We start from the raw sequence: 22,289 nt of genomic DNA, 5'->3' as shown, positions 1-22,289 counted from the left end.
GGATTACGAGCGTTTCGTCGTGTCGGTCGTCGGATCGAGCAGACGGTGCAGATGCACGATGAAATAGCGCATCTGGGCGTTGTCGACGCTGGCCTGGGCCTTGGCCTTCCAGGCGGCCTGGGCGCTGGCATAATTGGGGTAGATGCCGACGATGTCGAGACCCTGAAGATCCTTGAATTCCACGCCTTCGATCGAGTTCAGCTCGCCGCCGAAGACCAGATGCAGCAATTGTTTCTGAGGTTCGCTCATCCCATACTCCTATAGCGTTTTCCAGAAAAGCCGACAGGCCTTTCGATCAAGAAAGCGCGCTAAAAACAAAGACTTAGAGAAAAAGACGATTCGGAAGAAAAGTCATTTTGCTCTAAAATCAGTTCATGCCCTCGAACAGGGCAACCAGATCGCCCTGGCGTTCGCGCCCGGCCATCACCAGCGGCCGATGCACGGGGTCGGGGCGGTTATAGACGATCTCCGTGCCGGCCACGGTGGTGAGGCGCCCGCCGGCTTCGTCGAGAATGATGTCGGCGGCCGCGATGTCCCAATCGTGCGAGGACCCCGAAGCGAAAGCGCCGTCGACGCTGCCTTCCGCCACCATGGCGATGCGCAAGGCCAAAGAGGACATCGACGAGGCCCGCGCCACCCGCGGCAAGCTACGTTGCGCCAGATCGAACATCGGCTTGGGTCCGGCAAGGGTGCGGGTGGCAGCGAGGGGTCCCTGGCTGGCCGTCAGCGCGACGCCGTTCTTGAAGGCGCCCAGGCCGCGCGCCCCGGTGTAGAGATCGCCATTGCTGGGACGCAAGAGCACGCCTGCCAGCGGGCGCCCAGCCTCGACCAGCGCAGCCGAGATCACCCATTCGCCATTGCCGGCGATGAAACCCCGCGTGCCGTCGATGGGATCGACCACCCAGACCTGCTGCTTGTCCAGGCGCTCGGCCGTATCGGCAGCCTCTTCGGACAGCCAGCCGATCGCGCTGGAAACATGGCGCAGCCGCTTGGCCAGGTGGGCATCGATGGCCAGATCTGCCTCGGTAACGGGCGACTTGTCGGCCTTGTCGAAGACCCGGGCTCCTTCGCGCGCAAAGCCGAGCCCGATCTCGCCCGCTTCCCTCACAGCCTCGATCAGCAGAGACAACGCCTCGCCCGCACTCAACCCACGGGCCATGCGCCCTGCCCCATCCTTCTCGATCATGGCTCGGATTTAGGCGAGCAGGCCAGCGCGTGCAAGCGAGAACCATGGGTTCGGAGCAGTTGGCCTGGCAAGCCGCCTTACCTGCTTCGCCGGGGCACGTGATAAATCACGGCGGTATATTTCCTGTCGCGCCGCTCCGCCTTCGGGATTCCGCCCAGGCCTTCGGCAATCCGGCGGCTCGCCAGATTCGCCTCTGCGACCGGATATTCGAAATAGCGCACGGCCGGATCCTCGGACGCCCAGTCGGCAAGCGCCCCGACGGCCTCACGGCCATAGCCTCGCCCATGTTCGTCTTCCCGGATCCAGATGCCGAGCTCGGGCGTCCTGCTCCCGGCCCGATGCAGCCCCGCCAGGCCGAGAAACAGTCCGTCCCGCCGGCGGATGACGAAAATATAGTCGCTGCCGACCTCGGCGAGGGTGCCCCAGCTGCGCCAGACCGAGGCAAAGGCCTCGCGCGACGGCAGCGGTTCCCAGGCCATGTATCGCGTCAGGCTCGGCGTGATGCAGGCGAAGATCTCATCGGCGTCATCGGCTTCGAAGGGCCTGAGCAGGAGACGTTCGCTGGCAAGGCCGGCGGGCGGCGGGTCGAGGGGCACATTGTTCTCCGCTCACGAAATGACGGCCTGCCGATGGGCGGGAACCATGACTGACGATATACCCAGGCTGGCCTCAATTTGAGGTCTTCCGGCGATGCGGGCAATCGACAACGGCGATAATGTGCCTTTGGAAAGATTCGTCCAAGAAGGCCGCCGTGATTACCTCCCGCGTAATTGAGACGCCGCCTTCCCCCGGCCATGCTGAGCGGGCCTGAAGCGATCAGGTTTGCCAAGAGGACCCTGTCGATGACCGAACCCGCCACCATTGCCCGCATCTATATCGCCACCTGGAACGAGACCGATCCGGCCCGCCGGCGCGCCCTGCTGGACGCCTCCTGGACGAATGACGCCCTCTATGTCGATCCCTTGATGCGCGGCCAGGGCCATGACGAGATCGATGGCCTGATCGCCGCCGTGCAGCAGCGCTTCCCCGATTTTCGCTTCTCCCTGATCGGCGAGGCGGACGGCCATGGCGACCATGTCCGTTTCTCCTGGCAGTTCGGCCCGGCCGGCGCGGACGGGCCGATCAAGGGCACCGATTTCGCCCGGCTCGACCAGGGGCGTCTGCATCAGGTCAGCGGTTTCTTCGACCAGGTTCCGGCGGCGGCATGAGCGTCCGCAGCAATGCCCAGACCGTCCGTCGCCCGGGCGCCTCGCCACAGGCGAGGGCCGCCCGGGGGATCGGCGACCATCTGCGCGCCTGGCGCCAGCATCGCCGCATGAGCCAGCTCGATTTCGCGCTGGAGGCGGAAATCTCGCAGCGCCATCTCAGTTTCATGGAAAGCGGCCGCTCCAAGCCGAGCCGCGAAATGGTGCTGCATCTGGCCGAGAGGCTGGAAGTGCCGCTGCGCGAGCGCAATGCCCTGCTGCTCGCGGCCGGCTATGCGCCCATCTATCAGGAGCGCGGGCTGGACGATCCGGCCCTCGCCCCGGCCCGCGAGGCGATCGACCTCGTGATCGGGGGACACGAGCCCTATCCCGCCCTCGCCGTCGACCGCCACTGGACGCTGGTCGCCGCCAACAAGGCGGTCGCACCCTTGCTGGTCGGGGTTGCCGACAAGAGCCTGCTGGAGCCGCCGGTCAATGTGTTGCGCCTCGGCCTGCATCCCGGCGGCCTTGCGCCCCATACCGCCAATCTGCCCGAATGGCGCGACCACCTGCTCGAACGCCTGCGCCAACAGATCGCCGTCAGCGGCGACGAGGTCCTGGCCCGGCTCCTGGAAGAGCTTTCCGCCTATCCGGCGCCGGCCTCGCGCCCCAAGCCCCGCGCCGACCTCGGCGGCATCGTCGTGCCTTTCGAGCTCAGGACACCGCAGGGCCTGATGTCCTTCTTCTCGACCACCACCGTGTTCGGCACGCCGGTCGACATCACCCTGTCGGAACTGGCGCTGGAATGTTTCTACCCCGCCAATGCCGAGACGGCGGAGATTCTCAAGCGGGCAGCGTTGTGAGAGGGAGCGTGCGAGATCGGAGGGTCGATCTCCCGATCAACCATTTTGGAAACGCTGAGGGTGAGAGAGGGCGAAGACGGTCGATCGGGAGATCGACCCGCCAATCCCGCGTCCGCCCCGGAAGGTAAGTATCTATTCGCAGGGACACCTGTTCCAGACATCTCTGTCTTTGCATAGAAAACGGGCGGGTCCCCGCCCTCGCCCACCCGGAAGCTGGAGGTCGCCTTCTCCCGGGAGAACGAGGCCGAAACCCGCCCGTCATTCCCCTCGCTGAGGGGAACGCGTGATGACGAGAGCAAAGCGCGTTTAGACGCTTGCTTGCTCTCATTCTTTGGTTCGAGGCATCTTTGCGATTCTTGGCGTGACCACCAAATCGCAAAACGCTTTAGGCTGCCTTGCTCTCAGCCGGCGCATCCAATGTCTGCAGGACTTCGAAGCCTTCGAAGACGGGATGGCCGAGCGTCAGCGCCGGGCCCTTGCCGGCATTGCGATGCGACAGGCGGAAGGCCTCCGACTGGGTCCAGGCCTCGAAATCGGCCTTGGAGCGCCAGACCACATGCGAGGAATACAGCACATGGTCCTCCCGCTCCGGACCGCGCAGCAGGTGGAACGAGACGAAGCCGGGCAGCTTGTCGATATGCACTTCGCGATCGCGCCAGACGGTCTCGAAATCCGCGGTGGATTCCTTCTTCACCTGGAAGCGATTCATGGCGATGAACATGGGACTTTCCTTTCGTTGAACTTACTTGGCTCGTGTGTAGTTGATCGGCAGAATCGTGTTGAAGCGCCCGCCAGGCGGCGGCGGCGGCGATAGGCTGCGAATGACTGCGACAGCAGCAGCGTCCAGGTCCGGTTCCCCGGTACTCTTCACGAGCCGAACGTTTCCAATCGTGCCCTGGCCGGTCACGACGAAGCCAACCTTGGCTTCACCGGTAGCCCCCCGCGCCTGGGCACTTGCAGGATAGCGCTTTCGGGCACGCGCCTGCGCGACCAGGATCGCGCCATAGGCCTGCTTGGTTGCCCCGCTTGTCGCGGCATTGCTGCTGGCACCGATATCCGAGATGGCTCCCTCGCCTCCCCGTTGGATCTTCGCCTTCGTCGTCTTATCGTCCAGCTTGGCCAATGTCTTTTGATTGGGCTGCGGTTTGACCACTGGTTCCGATTTCTTGCGAACATCCTTTACCGGCTTGAGCTTTTCGGCCTTCAGAGGCTTCGGCTTTTCTGGCTCAGGCCGGAGGGGAGCGATCTTGGCGGGCTCCGTCGCAGGAACAATGACGGGCGCACGGGTAACGACATCCGGACTGGTCGTCGTGACGATTTCCGGGGCGAGTGTTGCCAATTGCTGCGGCATAGGCACAGTGGGCGTGTCGACCGGATCCTGCGAGGGGGTCTGTTCCGGCGGAACGACATCGGGTTGAGGCGGGGGAGCCACCATCTCAGCCATCACGGCATCCGGCGGCACAATCTCGGCCGTATCTTCGGGAGCCGTCTCGCCTTGTTCGTTGAGCGTTGTGACTTCCTTGGCGATCTCGGCGCTGTCATTGTTGACCATGTCATTCGAAGGCGCCGGCATCAGCGATGCTTCCATCGGGCGGTCCAGGCGCGTCTCAACCCCGTCATGCGGCACCATCACCCAGGCACCGGCGAAGGCCGTCAGATGCAGGAGCGCCGCTCCCGCGATCATCGCGATGCGCCAGTCCCTGAAGATGCCCGTCGCCGTCATGGCTTGGACGTCGGTTTGGGCGCCGCATTGTCGGCCTTGCCGATGAAGGCAAGCTGGCTGACGCCGTTGCGGCTGAGAGCGGCCATCAGATCCAGCACCTTCTCATAGGGCACGCTGGCATCGGCGCGGATATGGGCCATCACCTTGGGATCGGCGGCGAGACGGGCACGGATATCGGTGTCGAAAGCCTCACCGCTGCGGGCTTCCTGCCCGATATAGAGGGAGCCGTCCGCCTTGATCGAAACCACCAGCGGCTCCTTGGTCGGCGACATCGCCGCCACGCCACTCGCCTTGGGCAGGTCGACCTTGACGCCAGCTGCCAGCATGGGCGCCGTCACCATGAAGACGATGAGCAGCACCAGCATGACGTCGACGAACGGGGTGACGTTGATGTCGGAGACAGCCTTGGGCGCCCAGGACGCCTCGCTGCCTTCGGGTTCCTGGAGGGAGAAGCTCATTCTGCCGCCTCCCTGAAATCGGCGGCCTTGACCGGCGTGCCGCGACGCGACGCCATCACTTCGGCTTCATGGCGCAGGATGTGCTCGAACAGGCGGCCGAGGCCGGCCATGCCCTGGGACAGGCGGTTATAGGCGATGAGGGCCGGGATCGCCGCAACCAGGCCGAGCGCCGTGGTGAACAGAGCCTCGGCAATGCCCGGCGCCACGGTGGCCAGCGAGGTATCGTTGGCACCGGCGATGGCAGAGAAGGAGTTCATCACGCCCCAGACCGTGCCGAACAGGCCGATGAAGGGCGTCACTGCAGCGATGGTGGCAAGGATCGACAGGCCAGCATCGCTGGCACCGACCAGGCCGCCGGCGGCCTCGCGCATCGCCCGCTCGATGCGCGCCCGATATTCGCCGCCGGTCTCGCCGGGTACCGAGAGCGCCGCCGATTGCTGCCCCTGAACCAGCAGCGCCGCGTTCACGGCAGGCGCAGCGGCAAGGCCCCGGCTGGTGGCGGCCCGCAGCAGCCGGCGGAGCCTGGCCTGGCGTCGCACCGTCTCGAAGCCCAGCCCCCAGGACAGCACCGAGGACAATACGAGAATCAGCATGACGGCCTTCACCACCGGATCGGCGTTGAGCAGCATATTCGCGAAGGAAAAATGCGTGGCGGTTTCGGTCATGGCGCTCTCACTTTACTCGCTGGGACACGGACGGGCGGGCATTCTCACTTGAAGAATTTGGGGCCCGCCTTCGAACTGACGCTGACTGCCTCGAGGCAGGAAGGAGCCCCTGCCTTGCCATTGGCGAACTGGCAGGTCGGCACGTCGTTGAGCAGGATGCTGCCGATGCCCTCGCAGGCGAGCCCGGCGACATCGAAGGCCTTCACAATGGTCTTGCTGGCCGGAATCGGGGCGAGATCGACGGCCAGACGCTTGGCGACCACCCCGTCCGCACCGAACATCACCAGATCGGCGCGCAGGCTCTGCACCGCTTCCGTCCGCCCGTTCACCAGCACCATGGTCAGCCGGCAATTGCCGTTCTGGGTCTCGAGCTTGTTGAGGTCGATCGACACATCGGCGGCCAGGGCCGGCAGGGGCGCCAGAACAGGCGCCAATACGGCGAGAACGGCGGCGAAGCGGGACAATTTCATCATGCGGCTTGGTCCTGTGGAACGGCGTGCACGATGCGGGGGCCGCCATCCGGGATGGCGGTACCCACGCGCACCTTGAAGACACGCTCGATGAGGGAAGGGGTAAGGGTTTCGGCCATGACGCCCTGCGCCGCTATGCGGCCGCGATCGAGCACCAGCGCATCGTCGCCATAGATCGAAGCCAGCGTCAGATCATGCAGGGTGACCACCACGGTCGCGCCCTGTTTCGCCAGTTGCCGGGCCTGGCCGAGCAGGCGGTGCTGGTGTTCGGGGTCGAGGCTGGAGACCGGTTCGTCCAGGATGACGAGATGCGGCTCGCCCGCCATGCTGCGGTCGAAGATCTGTGCCGCGGCCTTGGCGAAGGCCACGCGCTGGCGTTCGCCGCCGGAGAGCATGGTGACGGGACGGCGGGCCAGGGATGCGAGATCGGCACCGGCAAGCGCCGCCGCAATTGCCGCCTTGTCCCGCGCGGCGCGCGGCGTGCCGGCATGGCAGAGCCGGCCGAGGGCCACGATATCCTCGACGCTATAGGCAAAGGGACAATCGAAATGCTGCGCCATATAGGCGCGCTGGGCCGCCATCGCTGCCGGGCGCAGACCGGTGAGCGGAGCCCCGCCGAACTCGATCCCGCCTTGGGCCGTCTTGATGGCGCCGCTGATGGCGGCGAGCAAGGTCGTCTTGCCGGCGCCGTTCGGCCCCATCACGATGAGAACGCGGCCGGCTTGGGCCGCGAACGAGACCTCGTGCAGCACCGGGCGGCCGTTGCGCTCGACCGTGAGGCCGCGGACCTGAAGATTGCCGGTTTGGAGATTGCCGACCTCAAGGCTCATGCGCGCTGGGCCTTCTTCAGAATGGCGATGAAGATCGGCCCGCCGATCAGACTGGTGACGAGGCCGATCGGCAGCTCGGCCGGCGTGATCGCGACGCGGGCCACCGTATCGGCCAGCACCACCAGGGCAGCGCCCAGCAGGGCCGAGGCCGGCAGCACGAAACGGTAGCGCTGCCCGCCCAGCAGGCGCACGCAATGGGGCGCGATCAGGCCGACGAAGCCGATCAGGCCGGTGAAGGCGACGGCCGCGCCGATCGCCAGGGCCGTCGCCGCGATCACCATGCGCTTGAGATGGACGGTGTCGACGCCGGAAAGAAAGGCTTCGCTTTCGCCGAGCGTGAAGGCGTCGAGCCCGCGGGCCTGCCGGGCCATCAGCACCGCCGCAATCCCGAGCGCCGCGCCCGCCGCCAGCACGGCGACCCAGTTCGCGCCCGAGAGCGACCCCATCATCCAGAACTGGATCGAGCGGAGCTGGGTGTCGTCGGCGATGGTGATGAACAGGCCGATCACGGCCATGGCCAGGGCGTTGATGCCGATGCCGGCCAGCAGGAGATTGGCGATGCTGACATGGCCATCACGGTCGCGCGCAATGCGGTAGGTGATCACCGTGGTCAGGCCGCAGGCTGCCGCTGCCGCGACCGGCAACGCATAGCTGCCGAGACCGCCGGTGCCGCCGACATGTTCCAGCAAGACGATGCCGGCGACCACAGCGAGGATGCCGCCGGACGCCGCCCCCGTTAGGCCGGGATCGGCCAGGGGATTGCGGAAAAGGGCCTGCATGCCGGCACCGGACATGGCCAGCCCCGCCCCGACCAGCGCACCCAGCAGCACGCGCGGCAGGCGGATATTGACCAGGATGCCCGAATAGAGGTCCCAGCTTCCGGTCGCCGTTGAGAACCAGGTCGAGACCGGAATGCGCACGCCGCCGAAGCTGAGGCCCATCGCCAGGGCGGCTGCGAGCAGCAGCGCCAGGCCGGCCTGCACCAAGGCCTCCCGCCGGCGCGGCGAAAGAGCTTGGGAAAGGCCTCGCGGTGTGGCTTGCACCAGACTCATCGCCCTACCCCGAGAACCGGTCCGGATGCAGGCGCCGCGCCAGCGACTGGATCTGCGTGGCCGCCGACGGCCCGAAACTGAACAGTGTGGAAAGGTCAGTCTCGACCAGCCGGTCGGGCCGGCCCGCAAAGGCCGAGCTCAACCCCAATTGCTCAAGAAAGACCGCCGCGCCGCCGGTGTTGGAGACGACCGCGCTGTCGGCCAGGATGAAATCCGGCGGCGTGGCGGCGAGCACCTCGCGCGACACAGGCTTGAACAAGGGGAAGTCGCCGAAGGCATTGGCGCCGCCGGCCAGGGCATAGGTGGCATCGACCAGTCCCATCTTGCCGCCTGCCATCGGCGTGCCCCCGTCGATGGAACGGATGAAGCCGATCCTGGGGTGGCTGGTGATGCCGTCGAGGCGCCTGGCGACATCGACCATGGTGCCGCTCACCGTGCCGGCCAGCGCTTCGGCCTCCTTCTCGCGCCCGAGCAGGGCGCCGACATGCTTGATCTTGGCGGCCATGCCCTCCCCGTTCAGGGGGAAGGAGACGATCTCGATACGCAGCCCCGTACTGCGCAACTGCTCGACTGCGGTCGGCGGTCCGAGATCGCGATTGGCGATCAGGATGTCCGGCTTGAGGGAAAGGATGCCTTCCACAGAGATCTGCCTGAGATAGCCGATGGACGCCAGTTTGGTCACCTCGGGCGGCGCCTTGGAGGTGGTGTCGACGCCCTGGATGACCGAGGCGCCGGCCAGCCTTGCCACGATCTCGGTGACATCCGCGCCGGCACAGACCACACGCTGGACGCCTTCGGCGCGCGCCACGGTCGGCAGGGCCAGCAAGGCGAGTGCGCCGACCAGGACACCACGGCGATTGAGTTCGGACGTTCCCATCATCGCCTCCTCACTTGCCCGCGAGCTTGACGGTGAGCGCGAACTTCGCCGCCAGACCCGTGGAATAGTCGGAATTGAGGAACGCCTTGTAGCGGCGGTCGAAGATGTTATCGACCGCCAAGCTGGCGCTGACATTGTCGCTGTATCTGTAGCTGGCGAAGACGTCGACTAGGCCGTAGCCACCGCTCGGCTCGGTCACCTTGCGGGACGTCGCACCGACCAGGGTGACGCGCGAACCGATGGTCAGACGGTCATCCAGGAAGCGCAGGCCCACGGTGCCGCTGATCTTGTTCGGTGCTACCGAGTTCAGTGGCTGGTCGGTGACCCGATTCTTGCCGTTGGTATGCGATCCGGCGACCGATACGAAGCCGCCGCCCCAGTCATAGGCCGCCTCGAGCTCGACACCCATCAGGCGAGCCTTGGCGATGTTCTGATATTGCTGCGTGGGGAAGCAGATCTGCGGATTCGGGTTGGGAACGTTGCAGAGGAAAGGTGGAATACCTGGAAAGCCCGGCACATAGGGCGCCCCGGCGACGATGTCGATATAATCGTCGACATTGTTGACGAAGCCGTTCAGCTTGGCGCGGAAGGTATCGCCATCCCGGAAGACATTGTCATACTTGGTGTTCACGCCGATCTCGAAGGTGTGGCCGACTTCCGGCCGCAGGTTCGGGTTGGGCTTGATCGGGAAGGACGGGATGGGATGGATGCCGTCCATGAGCGTTTCGCTGATCGAAGGCGAACGATAGCCTTCGGCGTAGGTGCCGTAGAGTTCCATGCCCTTGATCGGCGTTACGCCGATGGTGATCTTGGGCGACAGATGACTGCCGTCGGACTCGTATTTGCCGCCTTCCAGCTGGTAGTGATCGTAGCGCAGGCCTCCAACCACTCGGAGCCAGTCGCCGTAGCGAACCTCGTCCTGGACATAGGCGCCGAGAAGACGTCTCGTGCCCGATGGGGTGAAGGCTGTAACGAAGCCACCGGCGCCGTCCCGTGTCTCGACGCGGTCGAAGGCGGCATCGACGCCATAGGTCAGGGCGTGGTCGAAGGACCCCGTCGAGAAGCGCGACGTATTGTAGATGTCGAAGCCGAACGTCCCGACCTTGTCGGAAAGCTTGTCGCCCGGCTGCACGCCTAGGCTGGCATAGGTCCCGGGAACGATGATCGTCTTTTCATTCTCGGTTTCCGAGTAATAGACCTTGGCGTTGAAATTGATCAGCGGATTATCGGGGCTCTCGAATTTGTAGCCGGCCGTGAAGGTCGAGGTGACCACGTCGTTGCGCCAGCGTGAATTGCCGCGGCTGGTATTGTTGTTGTCGAAATCGAACTTCTGGCTCATCGCACTCAGGCTGACGGTCTGGCCGTCGCCCGGATGATAGTTGAACTTGAGAAGGCCGCCGAAATTGTTCTTGCCGGTATAGGTGACGCGATCATTGTTGCCGTCGCGATAATCGCCGGCACCGCGATAGATGAACTGGCCGTAAATGTCGGCGACCGTGCCGAAGCGCATGCCGGCCGAGGTCGAGGTGAAGGCGCCGAGGCCATTGGAGGATACGCCGACTTTCTGCTCCACGCCCCAGTTCTGGTCGGGGGTGAGGATGGAGTCGATCCCGCGGGTGGTGAAGGAGGCCACGCCGCCAATGGCGCCCGAACCATAGAGATTGGAGATCGGGCCGCGCACGATGTCGATATTGTTGATGAACTCAGGCTCGAGATAGAAGCTGCCCTGCGCATTGTGGCCGGTGATCTGATAGTCCTGCCGTGCGCCGTCGACCAGGACGTTGACGCGCCCGAAATCCTGCAGGCCGCGAATATTGATCGACTGCATCGGATCGTTCGAGCTCACCTGGGTGGCGACGCCCGGCACCGTCTTCAGCAGGTCTGAAACCGAAGCAGGCTGGGCCCGGTCGATCTCCGCCTGGGTGATCTGGCTGACGCCGCCCAGCGTGTCGATCAGCTTCTCCGAGGTCTTGGTCGCGGTCACCGTCACCGTATCGAGCACCACCGGCTCGTCGGCCGCGGCAGCCTGGCCCGCCGGTGCCTGCTGGGCGCGCGCCAGCGTCACGCTTCCCGCCAGCAAGGCAAGAGCAGCTACCGTCGCAAGGCTGCGACTGCGCATGTAATTCGACCTGACCATCTCGGCTCCGCAACGTATAATTATTCAAAACTGCGCTGCAGATAATTTATCTTGTAGAAGCAGACGCCGTTTCATACAATTTTGAGCGATTTGCGGCAGCAAACAGGACGTGTCAAGGAATTAATGCTTGATTTTATTAGCATAATTTGCGCAGTTTTTCTTTATTCTAAACTGCATAATTCCTTTTGATGCCTAGTTTTGAACTTTTCTATTTTGCGCGGATCAGAACCGAAGGAAAGAAGGGAAATGAGCGAGTTAAAACAACGGTGGCAAGCTCTCCGGGAAAGTCAGTCCGGATTGCGCATTCGCGATGCCGCGGCGCAATTGGGGGTTTCGGAAGCTGCCCTGCTGGAGACCCGGATCGGCGATGGCGTGAAGCGCCTGTCTGTCCGGATCGACGCGCTCTGCGCTGCCCTGCCACATCTGGGTACCGTGATGTCGCTCATCCGCAATGAGTCGGCCGTACACGAGAAAGATGTGGCCTTCCCAACCGCAACCAGCTCCGATGGCGAGATTCGTTTCAACGGCCCGGGATTTGACCTTACCTTGATACCATCATCGGTCGCGCACGCTTTCTATGTGGAGGATGCCAACCCCAAGGGGCCGTTGCGCAGCATCCAGTTGTTCGATGCAGCGGGCGGTGCGCTCTGGAAGATCTATGCGCGCGACAAGGCCGATCATGCCGCTTTCGAGCGGCTGCTGGCCGACCTTGCCTGGCCGGAGGACGTGCAGCCCATTTCCTTCTCGCGTCCTGCCGCAACAGCGGCGGATCCCGCTCCGGCCGGCGCCCCGGTAGGTCTTCAAGCTCTGCTGGAAGCCGCGGCTGCCGAGGCCATTCCGGTCAGGCTGGAAGTCGCCAATCACGGCGTCAGGCAGAGCCATTGCGGGCCGCTGGTGCGGATCGTCAGGATGGGACCCTGGCTCAACGTGCTCGATCCCGGCTTCGACTGGCACCTCAACGAAAAGCCTCTGTCGGGCGGCAGCATCGAGCCCGGCGACAGGCCGAGCCTGGTTCTGCACCTCGCCTCGGGCGGCGAGGCCGCGCGGCTGCAGGCCGATACCGGCGCGACGGCGGATCAGCTGGCGGCCTGGCGTGGCATCCTGCAGAAGGTGGTGACCTCATGAACCAGGCCGTGACTGCGCGCCTCACCGGCGCCATCCCCACCCTCGCCTCGCTCAGCTTCGAGGAGACCACGCAGTTCTACCAGAGGCTCGGCTTCGAAGTGTTGCACAGCGACATTTCCTTCCTGCTCCTGCATCGCGACGGCGTGCGCGTCAGCTTCTGGCTGACGGGCAACCGCCGGGTACCGCAGGCCACCAGCTGCTGGCTGGAAGTCACCGGCATCGCAGCGCTCTACGAGCATTTCAACGCGCTCAACATCGTGCACCGCAAGGGGCACCTCGAGGCCAAGCCCTGGGGAACCCGCGAATTTTCGATCACGGATTGCCACGGCAACCTGATCCGCTTCGCCGAGCAATTGCAGGAACACTGAGCCTCCGACAGGCGGCATCCCCGGTTCCGGTTCGGACCACGCTCCGAACGGAGCCGGGGCACATTGCTTACACCGTCACCACGACCTTGCCGAACTGCTGGTTGCTCTCCAGGAAGCGGTGGGCCTCGACGATATCGTCGAAGGCAAAGGTCCGGGCGATCGCGGGACGGAGCGCGCCTATTCGTACCCCGTCGAGAATGAATGTCTTGGCGGCGTCGAGGCGGGCTGGGTTGCCCGTGATCTCGTGAACGAGATAGCCGCGCAGCGTCAGGCTCTTGCTCAATACGGTGAACAGCGGAAAAGGGGTCGGCTCGCTGCTGAGGCCGCCATATTCGATCAGTAGGCCGCCACGGGCCATGGCGGCCATGAGCGGTACGAAGAGCGGGCCGCCGATCGCGTCGAACACCACGCGCACCGCCTTCGGGCCCGCGATCGCCCTCAGGCGTGTTTCGACATCCTCCTCCTCGGCAGCAATGACATCACCGGCGCCATGGTCCCGCAGGGCCTGTCGCTTGGCGGAGCGCCGGGTGATCGCGATCGGCCGGGCGCCGAGATGATTGGCGATCTGGATCGCCGCCAGTCCCACGCTGCTCGAGGCAGCCGTGATCGCGACGAAATCCCCCGGCTGGATCCCGGCAATGTCGATCAGCGCACCATAGGCCGTGAGATATGGCATCCAGAGCGCCGCGGCATCGGCCCAGCCGAGCGACGGCGGGTGCTTGACGACAAGTTCAGCGGGAAAGGTCGCCAACTCGCCATAGGCAGGCCAGCGCGCCATCGATTGGGGCGGGATGATGCTGACGGCATCGCCAAGCGAGAAGCCACCGACGCCGGCGCCGATGCTTTCGACTACGCCCGCAGCCTCCAGGCCGAGCCCCGAGGGCAGGCTCGGCGTCTCGATATAGTTGCCCTGGCGCAGCAAGGCCTCCGCGCGGTTCAGCCCCAGTGCCTTGACCTGGATGCGGATCTCGCCCCGGCCCGGCAGCGGAAGCTCTGCTTCCTCGATGTGCAGCACTTCCGGGCCGCCATGGCGATGGAAACGAACGATTCGGGACATCGACATAACTCCTAATCAATTGAACTGAATGAGTTATGCATCGGCGATTTTTCGCGATAAATGACAGTTCTGGCAGTGCAGAAGAAACCATTGGTTCGGAATTATGGATCGCCTCGCGAGCATGGCCGTCTTCGTCAGGGCCGTCGATCTCGGCTCCTTCGCGGCGGCAGCCGCCGCCCTCGATTTGTCGGCGCCGATGGTGGGCAAGCATGTCCGCTTCCTGGAAGAGCGCCTGGGCGGCCGCCTGCTCAACCGGACCACTCGCCGCCAGAGCCTGACGGAATTCGGTCGGGCCTATTATGAGCGATGCCGTATCGTGCTCGCCGAAGCCGAGGCCGCGGACGCCCTCGCGGCGGACCAATTATCCGAGCCGCGGGGCAGGCTGCGCATCGCCATGCCCGCTTTGTTCGGGCGCCACTGCATCATGCCGGTCCTGATCGAGCTTGCGCGGCAGCATCCCGCCCTCGAATTCGATCTCTCGCTCGGCGATCCCATCATCGATCTTGCCGAGAACGGCTGCGACCTGGCGATCCGCACCGGCCCCCTCGACGACAGGGCCGGCATCATCGCGCGGCGCATCGCGCGCCAGCGCATGATCCTGTGCGCCGCCCCAAGCTACCTGGCCGATCAAGGCACGCCGGCACAGCTCGACGACCTCGCCGGACACCCCTGCATCATCTATCGCCGCTCGGGCCGGATTCGCCCCTGGCTTTTCCCCGCCGCGCAAGGACAGACGCGGGAGTTCATGCCGAATGGACGCTTACGGCTGGACGATCTCGCCGCCATCGCCGACACGGCGGCGGCCGGCATGGGGCTGGCCTGGCTCCCCTCCTGGCTGGTCCGCGAACAGCTCCAGGCCGGCGCCCTAGTCAAGCTCCTGCCGGATCAGCCGGACTATCTCTATGATGCCTACGCGTTATGGCTTGAAACGCCGCATCTGCCGCTGAAGGTGCGCGTGACGGTCGATGCCCTGGCAGCAGCCCTGCCGGCGATGATGGCCTGACGACTTCAGAGCCAGCGCCAGAGGCAATCCGCCATCAGCCCCGCAAACAGAATGGCGCCGGCATCGCGGTTGGAGCGGAAGAGGACCAGACACAGGGCGCCGTCGCGATGATCGAAGCGCACGACCTGCTGGGCGAGGTGGAAAGCAAAGCCGGCAAGGCCGAGATAGGAGAGGAGGCCGGCACCGTTGGCAGCCAGGGCGAGCCCGATCAGGAGGACAGCACCGGCGTAGAAGGCACCGACCGCGCCGCGCGCCTTGTCGCCGAACAGCAGCGCCGTCGAGCGTACGCCGACGATCGCATCGTCTTCCTTGTCCTGGCAGGCATAGATGGTGTCATAGGCGATCACCCACAGCACCGATCCGGCAAACAGCAGCAGGGCCGGCAGGGCCAGCCCAGCGGCAGCGCCCGCCCAGCCCATCAATGCGCCCCAGGAAAAGGCAAGGCCGAGAACGGCTTGCGGCCAGGAAGTGATCCGCTTCATGAAGGGGTAGATGGCCACCACCGCCAGCGAGGAAATGCCCAGCAGCACGGCGAAACGATTGAACTGCAGCAGGATGACGAGGCCAGCCAGGGCCTGGGCCGCCAGCCAGACCGTGGCGGCAAGGGCGGTGACCTGTCCCGACGGGATCGGCCGCGAGCGCGTGCGCTCGACCTTGTCGTCAATGTCCCTGTCCACGAGATCGTTGAGCGTGCAGCCGGCGCCACGCATGATGAAGGCGCCGCTGAGGAACAAGGCCAGATGCCAGAGCGTCTGGCCGACGGCGCCATGATGGAGGGCAGCCAGGGCCGCCGACCACCAGCAGGGCCACATCAGGAGCCAGCCGCCGATCGGACGGTCGGCGCGAGAAAGGCGCAGAAAAGGCCGCCAGGCGGACGGCGCGTGGCGGTCGACCCAGTTGCCGGAAGGCGCGTCGGCCACCTTGTTCGCCAGCCCGGTCGGACCAGCCTCGGTGGATAGCAGCCCCATGCCGGCGATCTCCCCTTACTGCAGGCGCAGATTGACGGGCGGCTTGGGCGCAGCGGGCCCGCCGCCGCCACGACCCGGCTGCGGTGCAACCTGCTGGCGCGGCGGATGCGAGCAGATCTTGGCCTTGGTCTTCTGGGTCTGGGTCAGGTCGGCCGTGATCTGCTTGATGTTCTCGTCCGTGATCGAGCAGAATTCCTTGTTGGACTGCATGTAGTCCAACATCTTCTTGTCATTCTCGATATAGGAAGAGAGGCTACCGCAGAACTCGTTGAATGTCTTCTTGGCCTGCTCGAAGGTCTTGGGCCGCCCGCGCTTGTTGATCGCCTGCAAATTGGTCGCGATCTTCGTCCGGCGATCGATCATCGGCTGCAGGTCCTTGTTGCAGAACTGATTGCCGATCGGAGCCGACTCCTGCGCTGCGACCGGCGCTGCGGCCAGCAAGGTGCCGGCGACGAGGGAAATCGAAACGAGACGCAACATGAGGACATCCGCAAGATTGGTGGTGACACTCTCGATACAGAGGAACTATTGATCTCGCAAGTTCGGGGCGGCTTGATGGCGTATCCGCCCCCTGTTTTTGCGGTGTGTTTTGTAATTCGAACGTGACGGCAGCAACCGCAATGACGCTTCGAAACAAAGAATTGCAGCAAATGAGCGTTCATGCCCGGACGCGCTTTGCTCTCGAGAAAAAAGACCCGGTACATGGCCGCCTATGATTTTCTTTCCGTCCGGCTTTTCGTCGATGCGCCGCTCGGCGAAGGACAGAGCGTTGCGCTCGACAAGACGCAGCAGAACTATTTGGGCAATGTCCTGCGCCTGAAGTCGGGCGCCCGCATCCTGGTCTTCAACGGTACGGATGGCGAGTTCGCTGCCGCCGTCACGCATGAAGGCAAGCGCATCGGCCTGGAGGTCGAGGAGCAGACCCGGGCCCAGACCCCGATGCCGACGCTGCGCTGGCTGTTCGCGCCTCTCAAGCATGCAAGGCTCGACTATATGGTGCAGAAGGCGGTGGAGATGGGCGTCGGCACCATCGAGCCGGTGATCACCCGCCGCACCCAGGTTTCCCGGGTCAATCTCGAGCGCATGCGGGCAAACGCCATCGAGGCGGCCGAGCAATGCGGCGTGATTTCCGTGCCTGAGATCAGGGCGGAGCAGAACCTGATGCGCCTTGCCGAGCACTGGGATCCCGATGTGCATCTGATCTTTTGCGACGAGAGCGCCGCGATCGCCAGCCCGCTCGAGGCGCTCGCCGCCGTCCCCAAGGGCTCCCTCGCCGTGCTGATCGGTCCGGAAGGCGGCTTCGACGATACCGAGCGCAGCGCGATCGGCCGGATAGCCTCCCACACCCGCCTTTCGCTCGGCCCCCGCATCCTGCGGGCCGACACGGCGGCCGTGGCGGCACTCGCCCTCGTGCAGGCCGCCCGCGGAGACTGGCGCTGAGGGTGCGAGGCGCCTTCACGGATATTTGACCCGCAGCATAGGTGCGGCATCGGTGTGCGGATCTCCAGATCGGCACCCTCTTTCGACAAACGTCTTGCGCCTAAAATGCCGATCTGGAGATCCACGCACCTTGTTTGGCGCCCGCTCACACTTTTGACGCGATCTTGTGTCGGCGCCTGATTGTTTTCCCGGATGGCACTGTCTATGGTCCGGGCCGTTTTGTAAGGTTCTGCCCGCATGGCCCGCGACGTAATCGATTCAACCCCCATTGGCTCGCGCGACGAACTCGTCGCCTGGATCGAAAAGGGCGTCAAACCACCGTCCCAATTCCGCATCGGCACCGAGCACGAGAAGTTCCCCTTCCGGGCGGTCACGCATCAGCCGGTTCCCTATGAAGGTCCCAACGGCATCCGGGCGCTGCTCGAGGGCATGCAGGCCATGCTCGGCTGGGAACCCATCATGGAAGGCGAGCATATTATCGGCATGCTCGACATCACCGGCGGCGGCGCCATCTCGCTGGAACCCGGCGGCCAGTTCGAACTCTCCGGCGCGCCCCTGAACTCGATCCACCAGACCTGTTCGGAGATCCACGCCCATCTCGCCCAGGTGCGCGAGATCGGCGCCCCGCTCGGCATCCGCTTCCTGGGCCTCGGCATGTCGCCGGTATGGACGAGGGAACAGACACCACGCATGCCCAAGCGCCGCTATGAGATCATGACGAACTACATGCCCAAAGTCGGCGTGATGGGTCTCGACATGATGTACCGGACCTCGACGGTGCAGGTGAATCTCGACTTCTCCTCCGAAGCCGACATGGTGAAGAAACTGCGCGTCTCGCTCGCCTTGCAGCCGATCGCCACCGCCATCTTCGCCAATTCGCCCTTCCTGCACGGCCGGCCCAACGGCTTCCTGTCGCTGCGCTCGGAAGTCTGGCGCCACACCGACCTCGACCGCACCGGCATGCTGCCCTTCGCCTTCGAGGACGGCATGGGCTTCGAGCGCTATGTCGACTACGCCCTTGACGTACCGCTCTATTTCGTCAAGCGCGGTGACGTCTATCACGACGTGGCCGGCGCTTCTTTCCGCGATCTCCTGGCAGGCACCCTACCCCAATTGCCGGGCGAGCGCGCCACCATGTCGGATTGGGCCAACCATCTCGGCACGCTGTTCCCGGAAGTGCGGCTGAAGCGCTATCTGGAAATGCGCGGCGCCGATGCCGGGCCGACCGGTAAGCTCGCCGCGCTCTCGGCCTTCTGGGTCGGCCTGCTTTATTCGAGCGAGACGCTGGATGCGGCCTGGGACCTGGTGAAGGATTGGAACGAGGCGGAACGCCAGGCCTTGCGCGACAGCGTCAGCCGCCAGGCTCTGAAAACGCCCTTCCGCAACGAGACCGTCCGCGACATCGCCCTCAGGGCTCTCGCCATCGCACGTCGCGGCCTCAAGATCCGCAACATCGAGGATTGGGAAGGCCGCAACGAGGAGCATTTCCTCGACGGTCTGGACGACGTCGTCGAGAGCGGCCTCACCGCGGCCGACGAGATGCTGGCCCGCTATCACGGCGAATGGGACGGCAAGATCGATCCGATCTTCGACGAGAAGGCATACTGAGCCAGCCGGCGAAGGACCCGTTCGGGCAAAATGCCGCCCTTCACAGGGGACTACGCTTCGTAGCGCTACGAAATGATAGCAGGTCGGGTGATTGGACCTGCATGCAAACTGGGGTGCTGTCAGTCCCGGCACCGCCGAAGGCGGTCGGACGGGAATGACAGGTCAGACTCCGTGCGATCTGATACAACGGGTACTGCCCGGAGCAGCACCCGTCGTCAGTCGGCTATTGCAGCCCCGCCTTCGGCAGTGGCCGGCCCTCCGGAGGCGTCGGGCCGCCGGCATAGAATTTCGATGCCGGGTTGGCCTGCAGGAAATCGTAGACCACCATGCCAATCGGCCGTTTGGGGCGCTCCTGCACGGGCTGCTGCCACGGCACGACCTGACGCAGCGCCGCCAGCGCTTCGGAAGGCGCTTTGCCGAAATTGCGGGAAGGGTTCTGGATCTTGCGGATTTCCATCCAGTAGCTCGCGGTCAGCAAGTCATGCGCGAGCAGTTCGAAGGAGAGGTCGACAGCCTTGCGGGCGCGTTCGGTCTTGATCCTGGTCTGCGCCTGGAGGTCCTCGACCGTCGCGACGATGGCCTGGCCTGCCGGCGCGACGGGCGTGCCCATCTCGGCCAGTTCCTGCCACAGATCGGTTGGCAGGTAGCCGCCGAATGTCGGCGCGTTCTTGCGCATTTCGGCATTGAGGACATCGGCCGGCTTGACCACGGTGAAGAAGGGGTTCTTGAACCGTTCGATCCGTTGGGCGATCACCACGCCCATATTCGTCAGGGCGATGGTGAACGCCTCGACCTGATTGGCAAGCGGATAGGGATCCCAGTTGGCGTTGGAGAAGATGTAACCCGATTTGCCGCCGCTGAGCTTCCCGCCCTTGACGTGGTACTTCATGAATTGCGGCGTGCTCAACTCCCAGGAGCTTTCGGGCGTGAGCCCCGGCATGGTGGCCGGATTGTGATCCGATGAATTGATGGAAAGACTGACGGAATCCCTGAGGTCCGCCCAGGCCTGCCAGGCCGACCCTTGTCGCTGGCTCGAAGCCCGCATGCTTTCCGGATCCTGAATGATGCGCGCGGCATCGTCGTCGAAAAGATAGCTGCCCTTGATCATCTCCATGATGCGGGCGGCATTCCAGGTGAGCCAGTCATAGGGACGCATCGACTGGACCGGGGCGGAAATCGGCGTCACGCTGGAGTTCATGCCCAGCAGGTCCATCGCGTAGGTGAGATCGGCCCACTCCAGCAACCTCCGGGAGTCCTCCAGCAGCAGAACCGCCTGCGCCTGCGCATAGGCATTGGTGCTGATCAAAGCCGCCTCGTCTGCGGCAAAAGGTTCGAGAGGCTTGATACCGGCCTGGGCGAGAGCCTGGGAGGCGGGCATCCTGACGCCGCGGTAATAGGCGTCCCCTTCCCCGACCATCGCGGCCCCGATATTGCCGAGGGTGTTCAGATCGCCCTCGCCCAGGGTGCCGCGCGACTGCACGACGGGTGTGACGCGCTTGTTCAGCATGTCGATGAGGATCTGCGTCAAAGGCGGACTGGCCGCTTCGTACGACATCGTGTTGGCACGAATGGCCATGATCGCCCGCACCAAGGCCTCTTCCCGGATCTCCGGCCCATAGCCGCCCCTGACGCCGTTCTTGAAGCGCGCGAGCTGCTGGTCCTTCAGGAGCCTTGAGTTCTCCGGCGTGGTGGGATCGCCCGAGAAGATCACCGTCTCCCGCTGATCCCCGGCGCCGCGATTGAACCAGTAGATGGTGACGTTCTCGGCAGCGCCCTGCAGCAGAAGACCATAGGCATCGGCCGAACGCCGACGTGCTTCGGGGCTGAGCTCGACCTTGGCACCGTTGCGGGCGATCTCGACAACCTGCTGGTAGGTGAGATCGCGTCCCGTCAGCGTCACGGTCCGTTCGGCCTGGGTTTCATTGATCGGCTGGTATTTGGCGCTCTCTTCAAACGCTATCGCCTGCGGCGCCAAAGAAAACAGGAAAGTGAAAGCTACGACAGTCAGAAATATGCGGATTTGATACGTATCACGCCTCGACATACACATTTCTCCTATCAGTTAACGAAAAATCCCATTCGATACTTCACTGATTAGAAATAAATATTCATATAAGTAAAAAATTCTTACTGAACTTTGTCAATCACGCGAGGCTAAAATTCATCTGGTACAGGCTCCACCGCCGGATGGCGGTTTCTTCCGAGCCGATGATTGAGGACCGGGGACGAACGTCGCACCCGCAACCATCAACCGGCGCGATGATTTCCATTCGTGAGCTTGATTGGACCGATCCGCCAAATCCCCCGATAATCGAGCGCATGACCAGCACGACCTTGAAGGCAGGACCGAGCGACGCGGCGCCGCTCGGAGCTATCGATCTCGGCCTCTATGCCGGGGTCGTTTTCGTTTGGGGAACCTCCTGGATCGCCCTGCACCTGCAGCTCGGCGTCGTCGCGCCGGAAGTGTCGCTGCTGTGGCGCTTCCTGCTGGCCGCGGTGATGATGCTGGGCTGGGCCGTGCTGTCCGGCGCCCCAATGTCCTTTGCCTGGAAGGACCATCTCCGCTTCGCCGGGCTCGGCCTGCTGCTCTTCTCCACCAATTTCCTGTGCTTCTACTATGGCGGGCTGTCGACGCCCTCCGGCCTGCTCGCCGTGGTCTTTTCGTTGGCCTCGGTGTTCAACATCGTGCTGAGCGCCCTGATTTTCGGGCAGAAACCCAGCCTGCGCTCGATCGCCGCCGCCCTGATGGGTTTTGCCGGAGTCGGCCTGATGTTCGCGCCGCAGCTGGCCGGCGATCATCTTTCGGGCGCAGCCCTCACCGGTCTCGTCCTGTGCGTGGCCGGGACCCTCAGCTTCTGCTTCGGCAACATGCTGACCCTCAGCCTCAAGAAACGCGCCATTTCCCTGACCTCCGCCACCGCCTGGGGCATGGTCTACGGCACGCTTTTCCTGTTCGTCTTCAGCCTCGCACGCGGACAGGCCTTCATCATCGAGCCCAGCCTGCCCTATCTCGGCGCGCTGCTCTGGTCGGCCCTGCTCTCCTCGGTCGCCGCCTTTGCCGCCTATCTCACCTTGCTGTCGCGCATCGGCGCCAGCCGGGCCGGTTATTCCACCGTGCTGTTCCCGGTGGTCGCCCTCGCCATTTCGACGATCTTCGAGGGTTATGTCTGGAGCGCACTGGCCATAACCGGCCTCGCGGTCGTGCTCGCCGGCAACCTGCTGATGCTGACCGGGCGGCGCTAGCCAGACATTCAACGGAAATTGGAGAGCCGCCT

General features: G+C 64.3%; 24 protein-coding genes. 8 read left to right on the top strand and 16 right to left on the bottom strand.

Translation table 11 applies throughout. The features are described from left to right. Positions 1 to 3: 3 nt before the first annotated feature. From J8I29_RS12005 to J8I29_RS11995, 3 genes are all read right to left on the bottom strand, one after another. Positions 4 to 249: a DUF4170 domain-containing protein gene (locus tag J8I29_RS12005; RefSeq protein WP_209431810.1), complete on the bottom strand. Its 246-nt coding sequence runs from the start codon at positions 247 to 249 to the stop codon at positions 4 to 6. 118 nt (positions 250 to 367) lie between these two features. Next, the gene (locus J8I29_RS12000; RefSeq protein WP_209431809.1) at positions 368 to 1,159 is read right to left on the bottom strand and encodes a 3'(2'),5'-bisphosphate nucleotidase CysQ; all 792 of its coding nucleotides are present in this window, start codon (positions 1,157 to 1,159) and stop codon (positions 368 to 370) included. 104 nt (positions 1,160 to 1,263) lie between these two features. Continuing rightward, positions 1,264 to 1,782 (bottom strand): GNAT family N-acetyltransferase, encoded by a 519-nt coding sequence (locus J8I29_RS11995; protein WP_209431808.1) that lies wholly within the window; start codon positions 1,780 to 1,782, stop codon positions 1,264 to 1,266. 246 nt (positions 1,783 to 2,028) lie between these two features. Here J8I29_RS11995 and J8I29_RS11990 point away from each other — a divergent pair, with 246 nt between their 5' ends. Then, positions 2,029 to 2,394 (top strand): nuclear transport factor 2 family protein, encoded by a 366-nt coding sequence (locus J8I29_RS11990; RefSeq protein ID WP_209431807.1) that lies wholly within the window; start codon positions 2,029 to 2,031, stop codon positions 2,392 to 2,394. Further along, positions 2,391 to 3,233, top strand: a complete 843-nt coding sequence (locus tag J8I29_RS11985; RefSeq protein WP_209431806.1) for a helix-turn-helix transcriptional regulator — start codon at positions 2,391 to 2,393, stop codon at positions 3,231 to 3,233. The genes J8I29_RS11990 and J8I29_RS11985 overlap by 4 nt, the downstream gene beginning before the upstream one ends. 385 nt (positions 3,234 to 3,618) lie before the next feature. Here J8I29_RS11985 and J8I29_RS11980 read toward each other — a convergent pair whose 3' ends face one another. From J8I29_RS11980 to J8I29_RS11940, 9 genes are read right to left on the bottom strand one after another with little or no spacing between them, the layout of a single operon-like run. Further along, a complete protein-coding gene (locus tag J8I29_RS11980) occupies positions 3,619 to 3,954 on the bottom strand; it encodes an antibiotic biosynthesis monooxygenase (protein ID WP_105862441.1) in 336 nt (111 codons plus the stop codon). 21 nt (positions 3,955 to 3,975) lie between these two features. After that, positions 3,976 to 4,956 carry an energy transducer TonB gene (locus J8I29_RS11975; RefSeq protein ID WP_209431805.1) on the bottom strand — a complete coding sequence of 327 codons (981 nt, stop codon included), beginning with the start codon at positions 4,954 to 4,956 and terminating at the stop codon, positions 3,976 to 3,978. Beyond that, positions 4,953 to 5,414: an ExbD/TolR family protein gene (locus J8I29_RS11970; RefSeq protein WP_209431804.1), complete on the bottom strand. Its 462-nt coding sequence runs from the start codon at positions 5,412 to 5,414 to the stop codon at positions 4,953 to 4,955. Before J8I29_RS11970 ends, J8I29_RS11975 begins: the two co-directional genes overlap by 4 nt. Further along, a complete protein-coding gene (locus J8I29_RS11965; RefSeq protein WP_245196891.1) occupies positions 5,411 to 6,079 on the bottom strand; it encodes a MotA/TolQ/ExbB proton channel family protein in 669 nt (222 codons plus the stop codon). The genes J8I29_RS11970 and J8I29_RS11965 overlap by 4 nt, the downstream gene beginning before the upstream one ends. Positions 6,080 to 6,123: 44 nt before the next feature. Then, positions 6,124 to 6,552, bottom strand: coding sequence for a hypothetical protein (locus tag J8I29_RS11960; RefSeq protein ID WP_209431803.1), 429 nt, complete (start codon positions 6,550 to 6,552; stop codon positions 6,124 to 6,126). Beyond that, the gene (locus J8I29_RS11955; RefSeq protein ID WP_209431802.1) at positions 6,549 to 7,379 is read right to left on the bottom strand and encodes an ATP-binding cassette domain-containing protein; all 831 of its coding nucleotides are present in this window, start codon (positions 7,377 to 7,379) and stop codon (positions 6,549 to 6,551) included. The genes J8I29_RS11960 and J8I29_RS11955 overlap by 4 nt, the downstream gene beginning before the upstream one ends. Beyond that, positions 7,376 to 8,431, bottom strand: coding sequence for an iron ABC transporter permease (locus J8I29_RS11950; RefSeq protein ID WP_209431801.1), 1,056 nt, complete (start codon positions 8,429 to 8,431; stop codon positions 7,376 to 7,378). Before J8I29_RS11950 ends, J8I29_RS11955 begins: the two co-directional genes overlap by 4 nt. A 4-nt stretch (positions 8,432 to 8,435) precedes the next feature. Next, entirely contained in the window at positions 8,436 to 9,308 is an 873-nt protein-coding gene (locus tag J8I29_RS11945) for an ABC transporter substrate-binding protein (protein WP_209431800.1), read from the bottom strand. A 10-nt stretch (positions 9,309 to 9,318) separates the two neighbouring features. Continuing rightward, the gene (locus tag J8I29_RS11940; protein ID WP_245196890.1) at positions 9,319 to 11,445 is read right to left on the bottom strand and encodes a TonB-dependent hemoglobin/transferrin/lactoferrin family receptor; all 2,127 of its coding nucleotides are present in this window, start codon (positions 11,443 to 11,445) and stop codon (positions 9,319 to 9,321) included. A gap of 297 nt (positions 11,446 to 11,742) precedes the next feature. Here J8I29_RS11940 and J8I29_RS11935 point away from each other — a divergent pair, with 297 nt between their 5' ends. Both J8I29_RS11935 and J8I29_RS11930 read left to right on the top strand, forming a co-directional pair. Next, positions 11,743 to 12,570 carry a ChuX/HutX family heme-like substrate-binding protein gene (locus tag J8I29_RS11935; protein ID WP_209431799.1) on the top strand — a complete coding sequence of 276 codons (828 nt, stop codon included), beginning with the start codon at positions 11,743 to 11,745 and terminating at the stop codon, positions 12,568 to 12,570. Then, a complete protein-coding gene (locus J8I29_RS11930) occupies positions 12,567 to 12,938 on the top strand; it encodes a VOC family protein (RefSeq protein WP_105862449.1) in 372 nt (123 codons plus the stop codon). The genes J8I29_RS11935 and J8I29_RS11930 overlap by 4 nt, the downstream gene beginning before the upstream one ends. Positions 12,939 to 13,005: 67 nt before the next feature. Here J8I29_RS11930 and J8I29_RS11925 read toward each other — a convergent pair whose 3' ends face one another. Then, complete coding sequence (locus tag J8I29_RS11925) at positions 13,006 to 13,995, bottom strand: zinc-dependent alcohol dehydrogenase family protein (protein WP_209431798.1); 990 nt, start codon at positions 13,993 to 13,995, stop codon at positions 13,006 to 13,008. 103 nt (positions 13,996 to 14,098) lie between these two features. Here J8I29_RS11925 and J8I29_RS11920 point away from each other — a divergent pair, with 103 nt between their 5' ends. Beyond that, on the top strand, positions 14,099 to 14,998 hold the full coding sequence (locus J8I29_RS11920) for a LysR family transcriptional regulator (RefSeq protein WP_209431797.1): 900 nt from the start codon (positions 14,099 to 14,101) through the stop codon (positions 14,996 to 14,998). 5 nt (positions 14,999 to 15,003) lie between these two features. Here the strand turns inward: J8I29_RS11920 and ubiA are convergent, their stop codons facing one another. Together ubiA and J8I29_RS11910 are read right to left on the bottom strand one after the other, a co-directional pair. Beyond that, positions 15,004 to 15,966: a 4-hydroxybenzoate octaprenyltransferase gene (gene ubiA, locus J8I29_RS11915; RefSeq protein ID WP_209431796.1), complete on the bottom strand. Its 963-nt coding sequence runs from the start codon at positions 15,964 to 15,966 to the stop codon at positions 15,004 to 15,006. 15 nt (positions 15,967 to 15,981) lie between these two features. Next, positions 15,982 to 16,446, bottom strand: a complete 465-nt coding sequence (locus J8I29_RS11910) for a hypothetical protein (RefSeq protein WP_105862453.1) — start codon at positions 16,444 to 16,446, stop codon at positions 15,982 to 15,984. 222 nt (positions 16,447 to 16,668) lie between these two features. Between J8I29_RS11910 and J8I29_RS11905 the strand changes: the two genes are divergently transcribed. Next, on the top strand, positions 16,669 to 17,406 hold the full coding sequence (locus J8I29_RS11905; protein WP_209431795.1) for a 16S rRNA (uracil(1498)-N(3))-methyltransferase: 738 nt from the start codon (positions 16,669 to 16,671) through the stop codon (positions 17,404 to 17,406). Between the two features lie 237 nt (positions 17,407 to 17,643). Beyond that, entirely contained in the window at positions 17,644 to 19,014 is a 1,371-nt protein-coding gene (locus J8I29_RS11900; RefSeq protein ID WP_209431794.1) for a glutamate--cysteine ligase, read from the top strand. Between the two features lie 223 nt (positions 19,015 to 19,237). On the opposite strand, the gene J8I29_RS11895 is transcribed toward J8I29_RS11900, so the two are convergent. Then, the gene (locus J8I29_RS11895; protein ID WP_348536007.1) at positions 19,238 to 20,914 is read right to left on the bottom strand and encodes an aromatic amino acid ammonia-lyase; all 1,677 of its coding nucleotides are present in this window, start codon (positions 20,912 to 20,914) and stop codon (positions 19,238 to 19,240) included. A 419-nt stretch (positions 20,915 to 21,333) separates the two neighbouring features. Here J8I29_RS11895 and J8I29_RS11890 point away from each other — a divergent pair, with 419 nt between their 5' ends. Beyond that, positions 21,334 to 22,257, top strand: a complete 924-nt coding sequence (locus J8I29_RS11890; protein ID WP_209431792.1) for a DMT family transporter — start codon at positions 21,334 to 21,336, stop codon at positions 22,255 to 22,257. Positions 22,258 to 22,289: the final 32 nt, after the last annotated feature.

This window comes from Labrys sp. LIt4, assembly GCF_017813775.1.
GTDB lineage: Bacteria > Pseudomonadota > Alphaproteobacteria > Rhizobiales > Labraceae > Labrys > Labrys okinawensis_A.
Note: the sequence above shows the minus strand (reverse complement) of the source record. Positions and strands in the feature narration are given on the sequence as shown.

Coding starts and splice junctions, on each gene's coding strand:
- J8I29_RS11945 (WP_209431800.1), bottom strand. CDS start 9,308: ATGGGAACGTCCGAACTCAATCGCCGTGGTGTCCTGGTCGGCGCACTC.
- J8I29_RS11890 (WP_209431792.1), top strand. CDS start 21,334: ATGACCAGCACGACCTTGAAGGCAGGACCGAGCGACGCGGCGCCGCTC.
- J8I29_RS11965 (WP_245196891.1), bottom strand. CDS start 6,079: ATGACCGAAACCGCCACGCATTTTTCCTTCGCGAATATGCTGCTCAAC.
- J8I29_RS11940 (WP_245196890.1), bottom strand. CDS start 11,445: ATGGTCAGGTCGAATTACATGCGCAGTCGCAGCCTTGCGACGGTAGCT.
- J8I29_RS11910 (WP_105862453.1), bottom strand. CDS start 16,446: ATGTTGCGTCTCGTTTCGATTTCCCTCGTCGCCGGCACCTTGCTGGCC.
- J8I29_RS11905 (WP_209431795.1), top strand. CDS start 16,669: ATGGCCGCCTATGATTTTCTTTCCGTCCGGCTTTTCGTCGATGCGCCG.
- J8I29_RS11925 (WP_209431798.1), bottom strand. CDS start 13,995: ATGTCCCGAATCGTTCGTTTCCATCGCCATGGCGGCCCGGAAGTGCTG.
- J8I29_RS11960 (WP_209431803.1), bottom strand. CDS start 6,552: ATGATGAAATTGTCCCGCTTCGCCGCCGTTCTCGCCGTATTGGCGCCT.
- J8I29_RS11920 (WP_209431797.1), top strand. CDS start 14,099: ATGGATCGCCTCGCGAGCATGGCCGTCTTCGTCAGGGCCGTCGATCTC.
- J8I29_RS12005 (WP_209431810.1), bottom strand. CDS start 249: ATGAGCGAACCTCAGAAACAATTGCTGCATCTGGTCTTCGGCGGCGAG.
- J8I29_RS11985 (WP_209431806.1), top strand. CDS start 2,391: ATGAGCGTCCGCAGCAATGCCCAGACCGTCCGTCGCCCGGGCGCCTCG.
- J8I29_RS11990 (WP_209431807.1), top strand. CDS start 2,029: ATGACCGAACCCGCCACCATTGCCCGCATCTATATCGCCACCTGGAAC.
- J8I29_RS11980 (WP_105862441.1), bottom strand. CDS start 3,954: ATGTTCATCGCCATGAATCGCTTCCAGGTGAAGAAGGAATCCACCGCG.
- J8I29_RS11970 (WP_209431804.1), bottom strand. CDS start 5,414: ATGAGCTTCTCCCTCCAGGAACCCGAAGGCAGCGAGGCGTCCTGGGCG.
- J8I29_RS11930 (WP_105862449.1), top strand. CDS start 12,567: ATGAACCAGGCCGTGACTGCGCGCCTCACCGGCGCCATCCCCACCCTC.
- J8I29_RS12000 (WP_209431809.1), bottom strand. CDS start 1,159: ATGGCCCGTGGGTTGAGTGCGGGCGAGGCGTTGTCTCTGCTGATCGAG.
- ubiA (WP_209431796.1), bottom strand. CDS start 15,966: ATGGGGCTGCTATCCACCGAGGCTGGTCCGACCGGGCTGGCGAACAAG.
- J8I29_RS11955 (WP_209431802.1), bottom strand. CDS start 7,379: ATGAGCCTTGAGGTCGGCAATCTCCAAACCGGCAATCTTCAGGTCCGC.
- J8I29_RS11950 (WP_209431801.1), bottom strand. CDS start 8,431: ATGAGTCTGGTGCAAGCCACACCGCGAGGCCTTTCCCAAGCTCTTTCG.
- J8I29_RS11975 (WP_209431805.1), bottom strand. CDS start 4,956: ATGACGGCGACGGGCATCTTCAGGGACTGGCGCATCGCGATGATCGCG.
- J8I29_RS11900 (WP_209431794.1), top strand. CDS start 17,644: ATGGCCCGCGACGTAATCGATTCAACCCCCATTGGCTCGCGCGACGAA.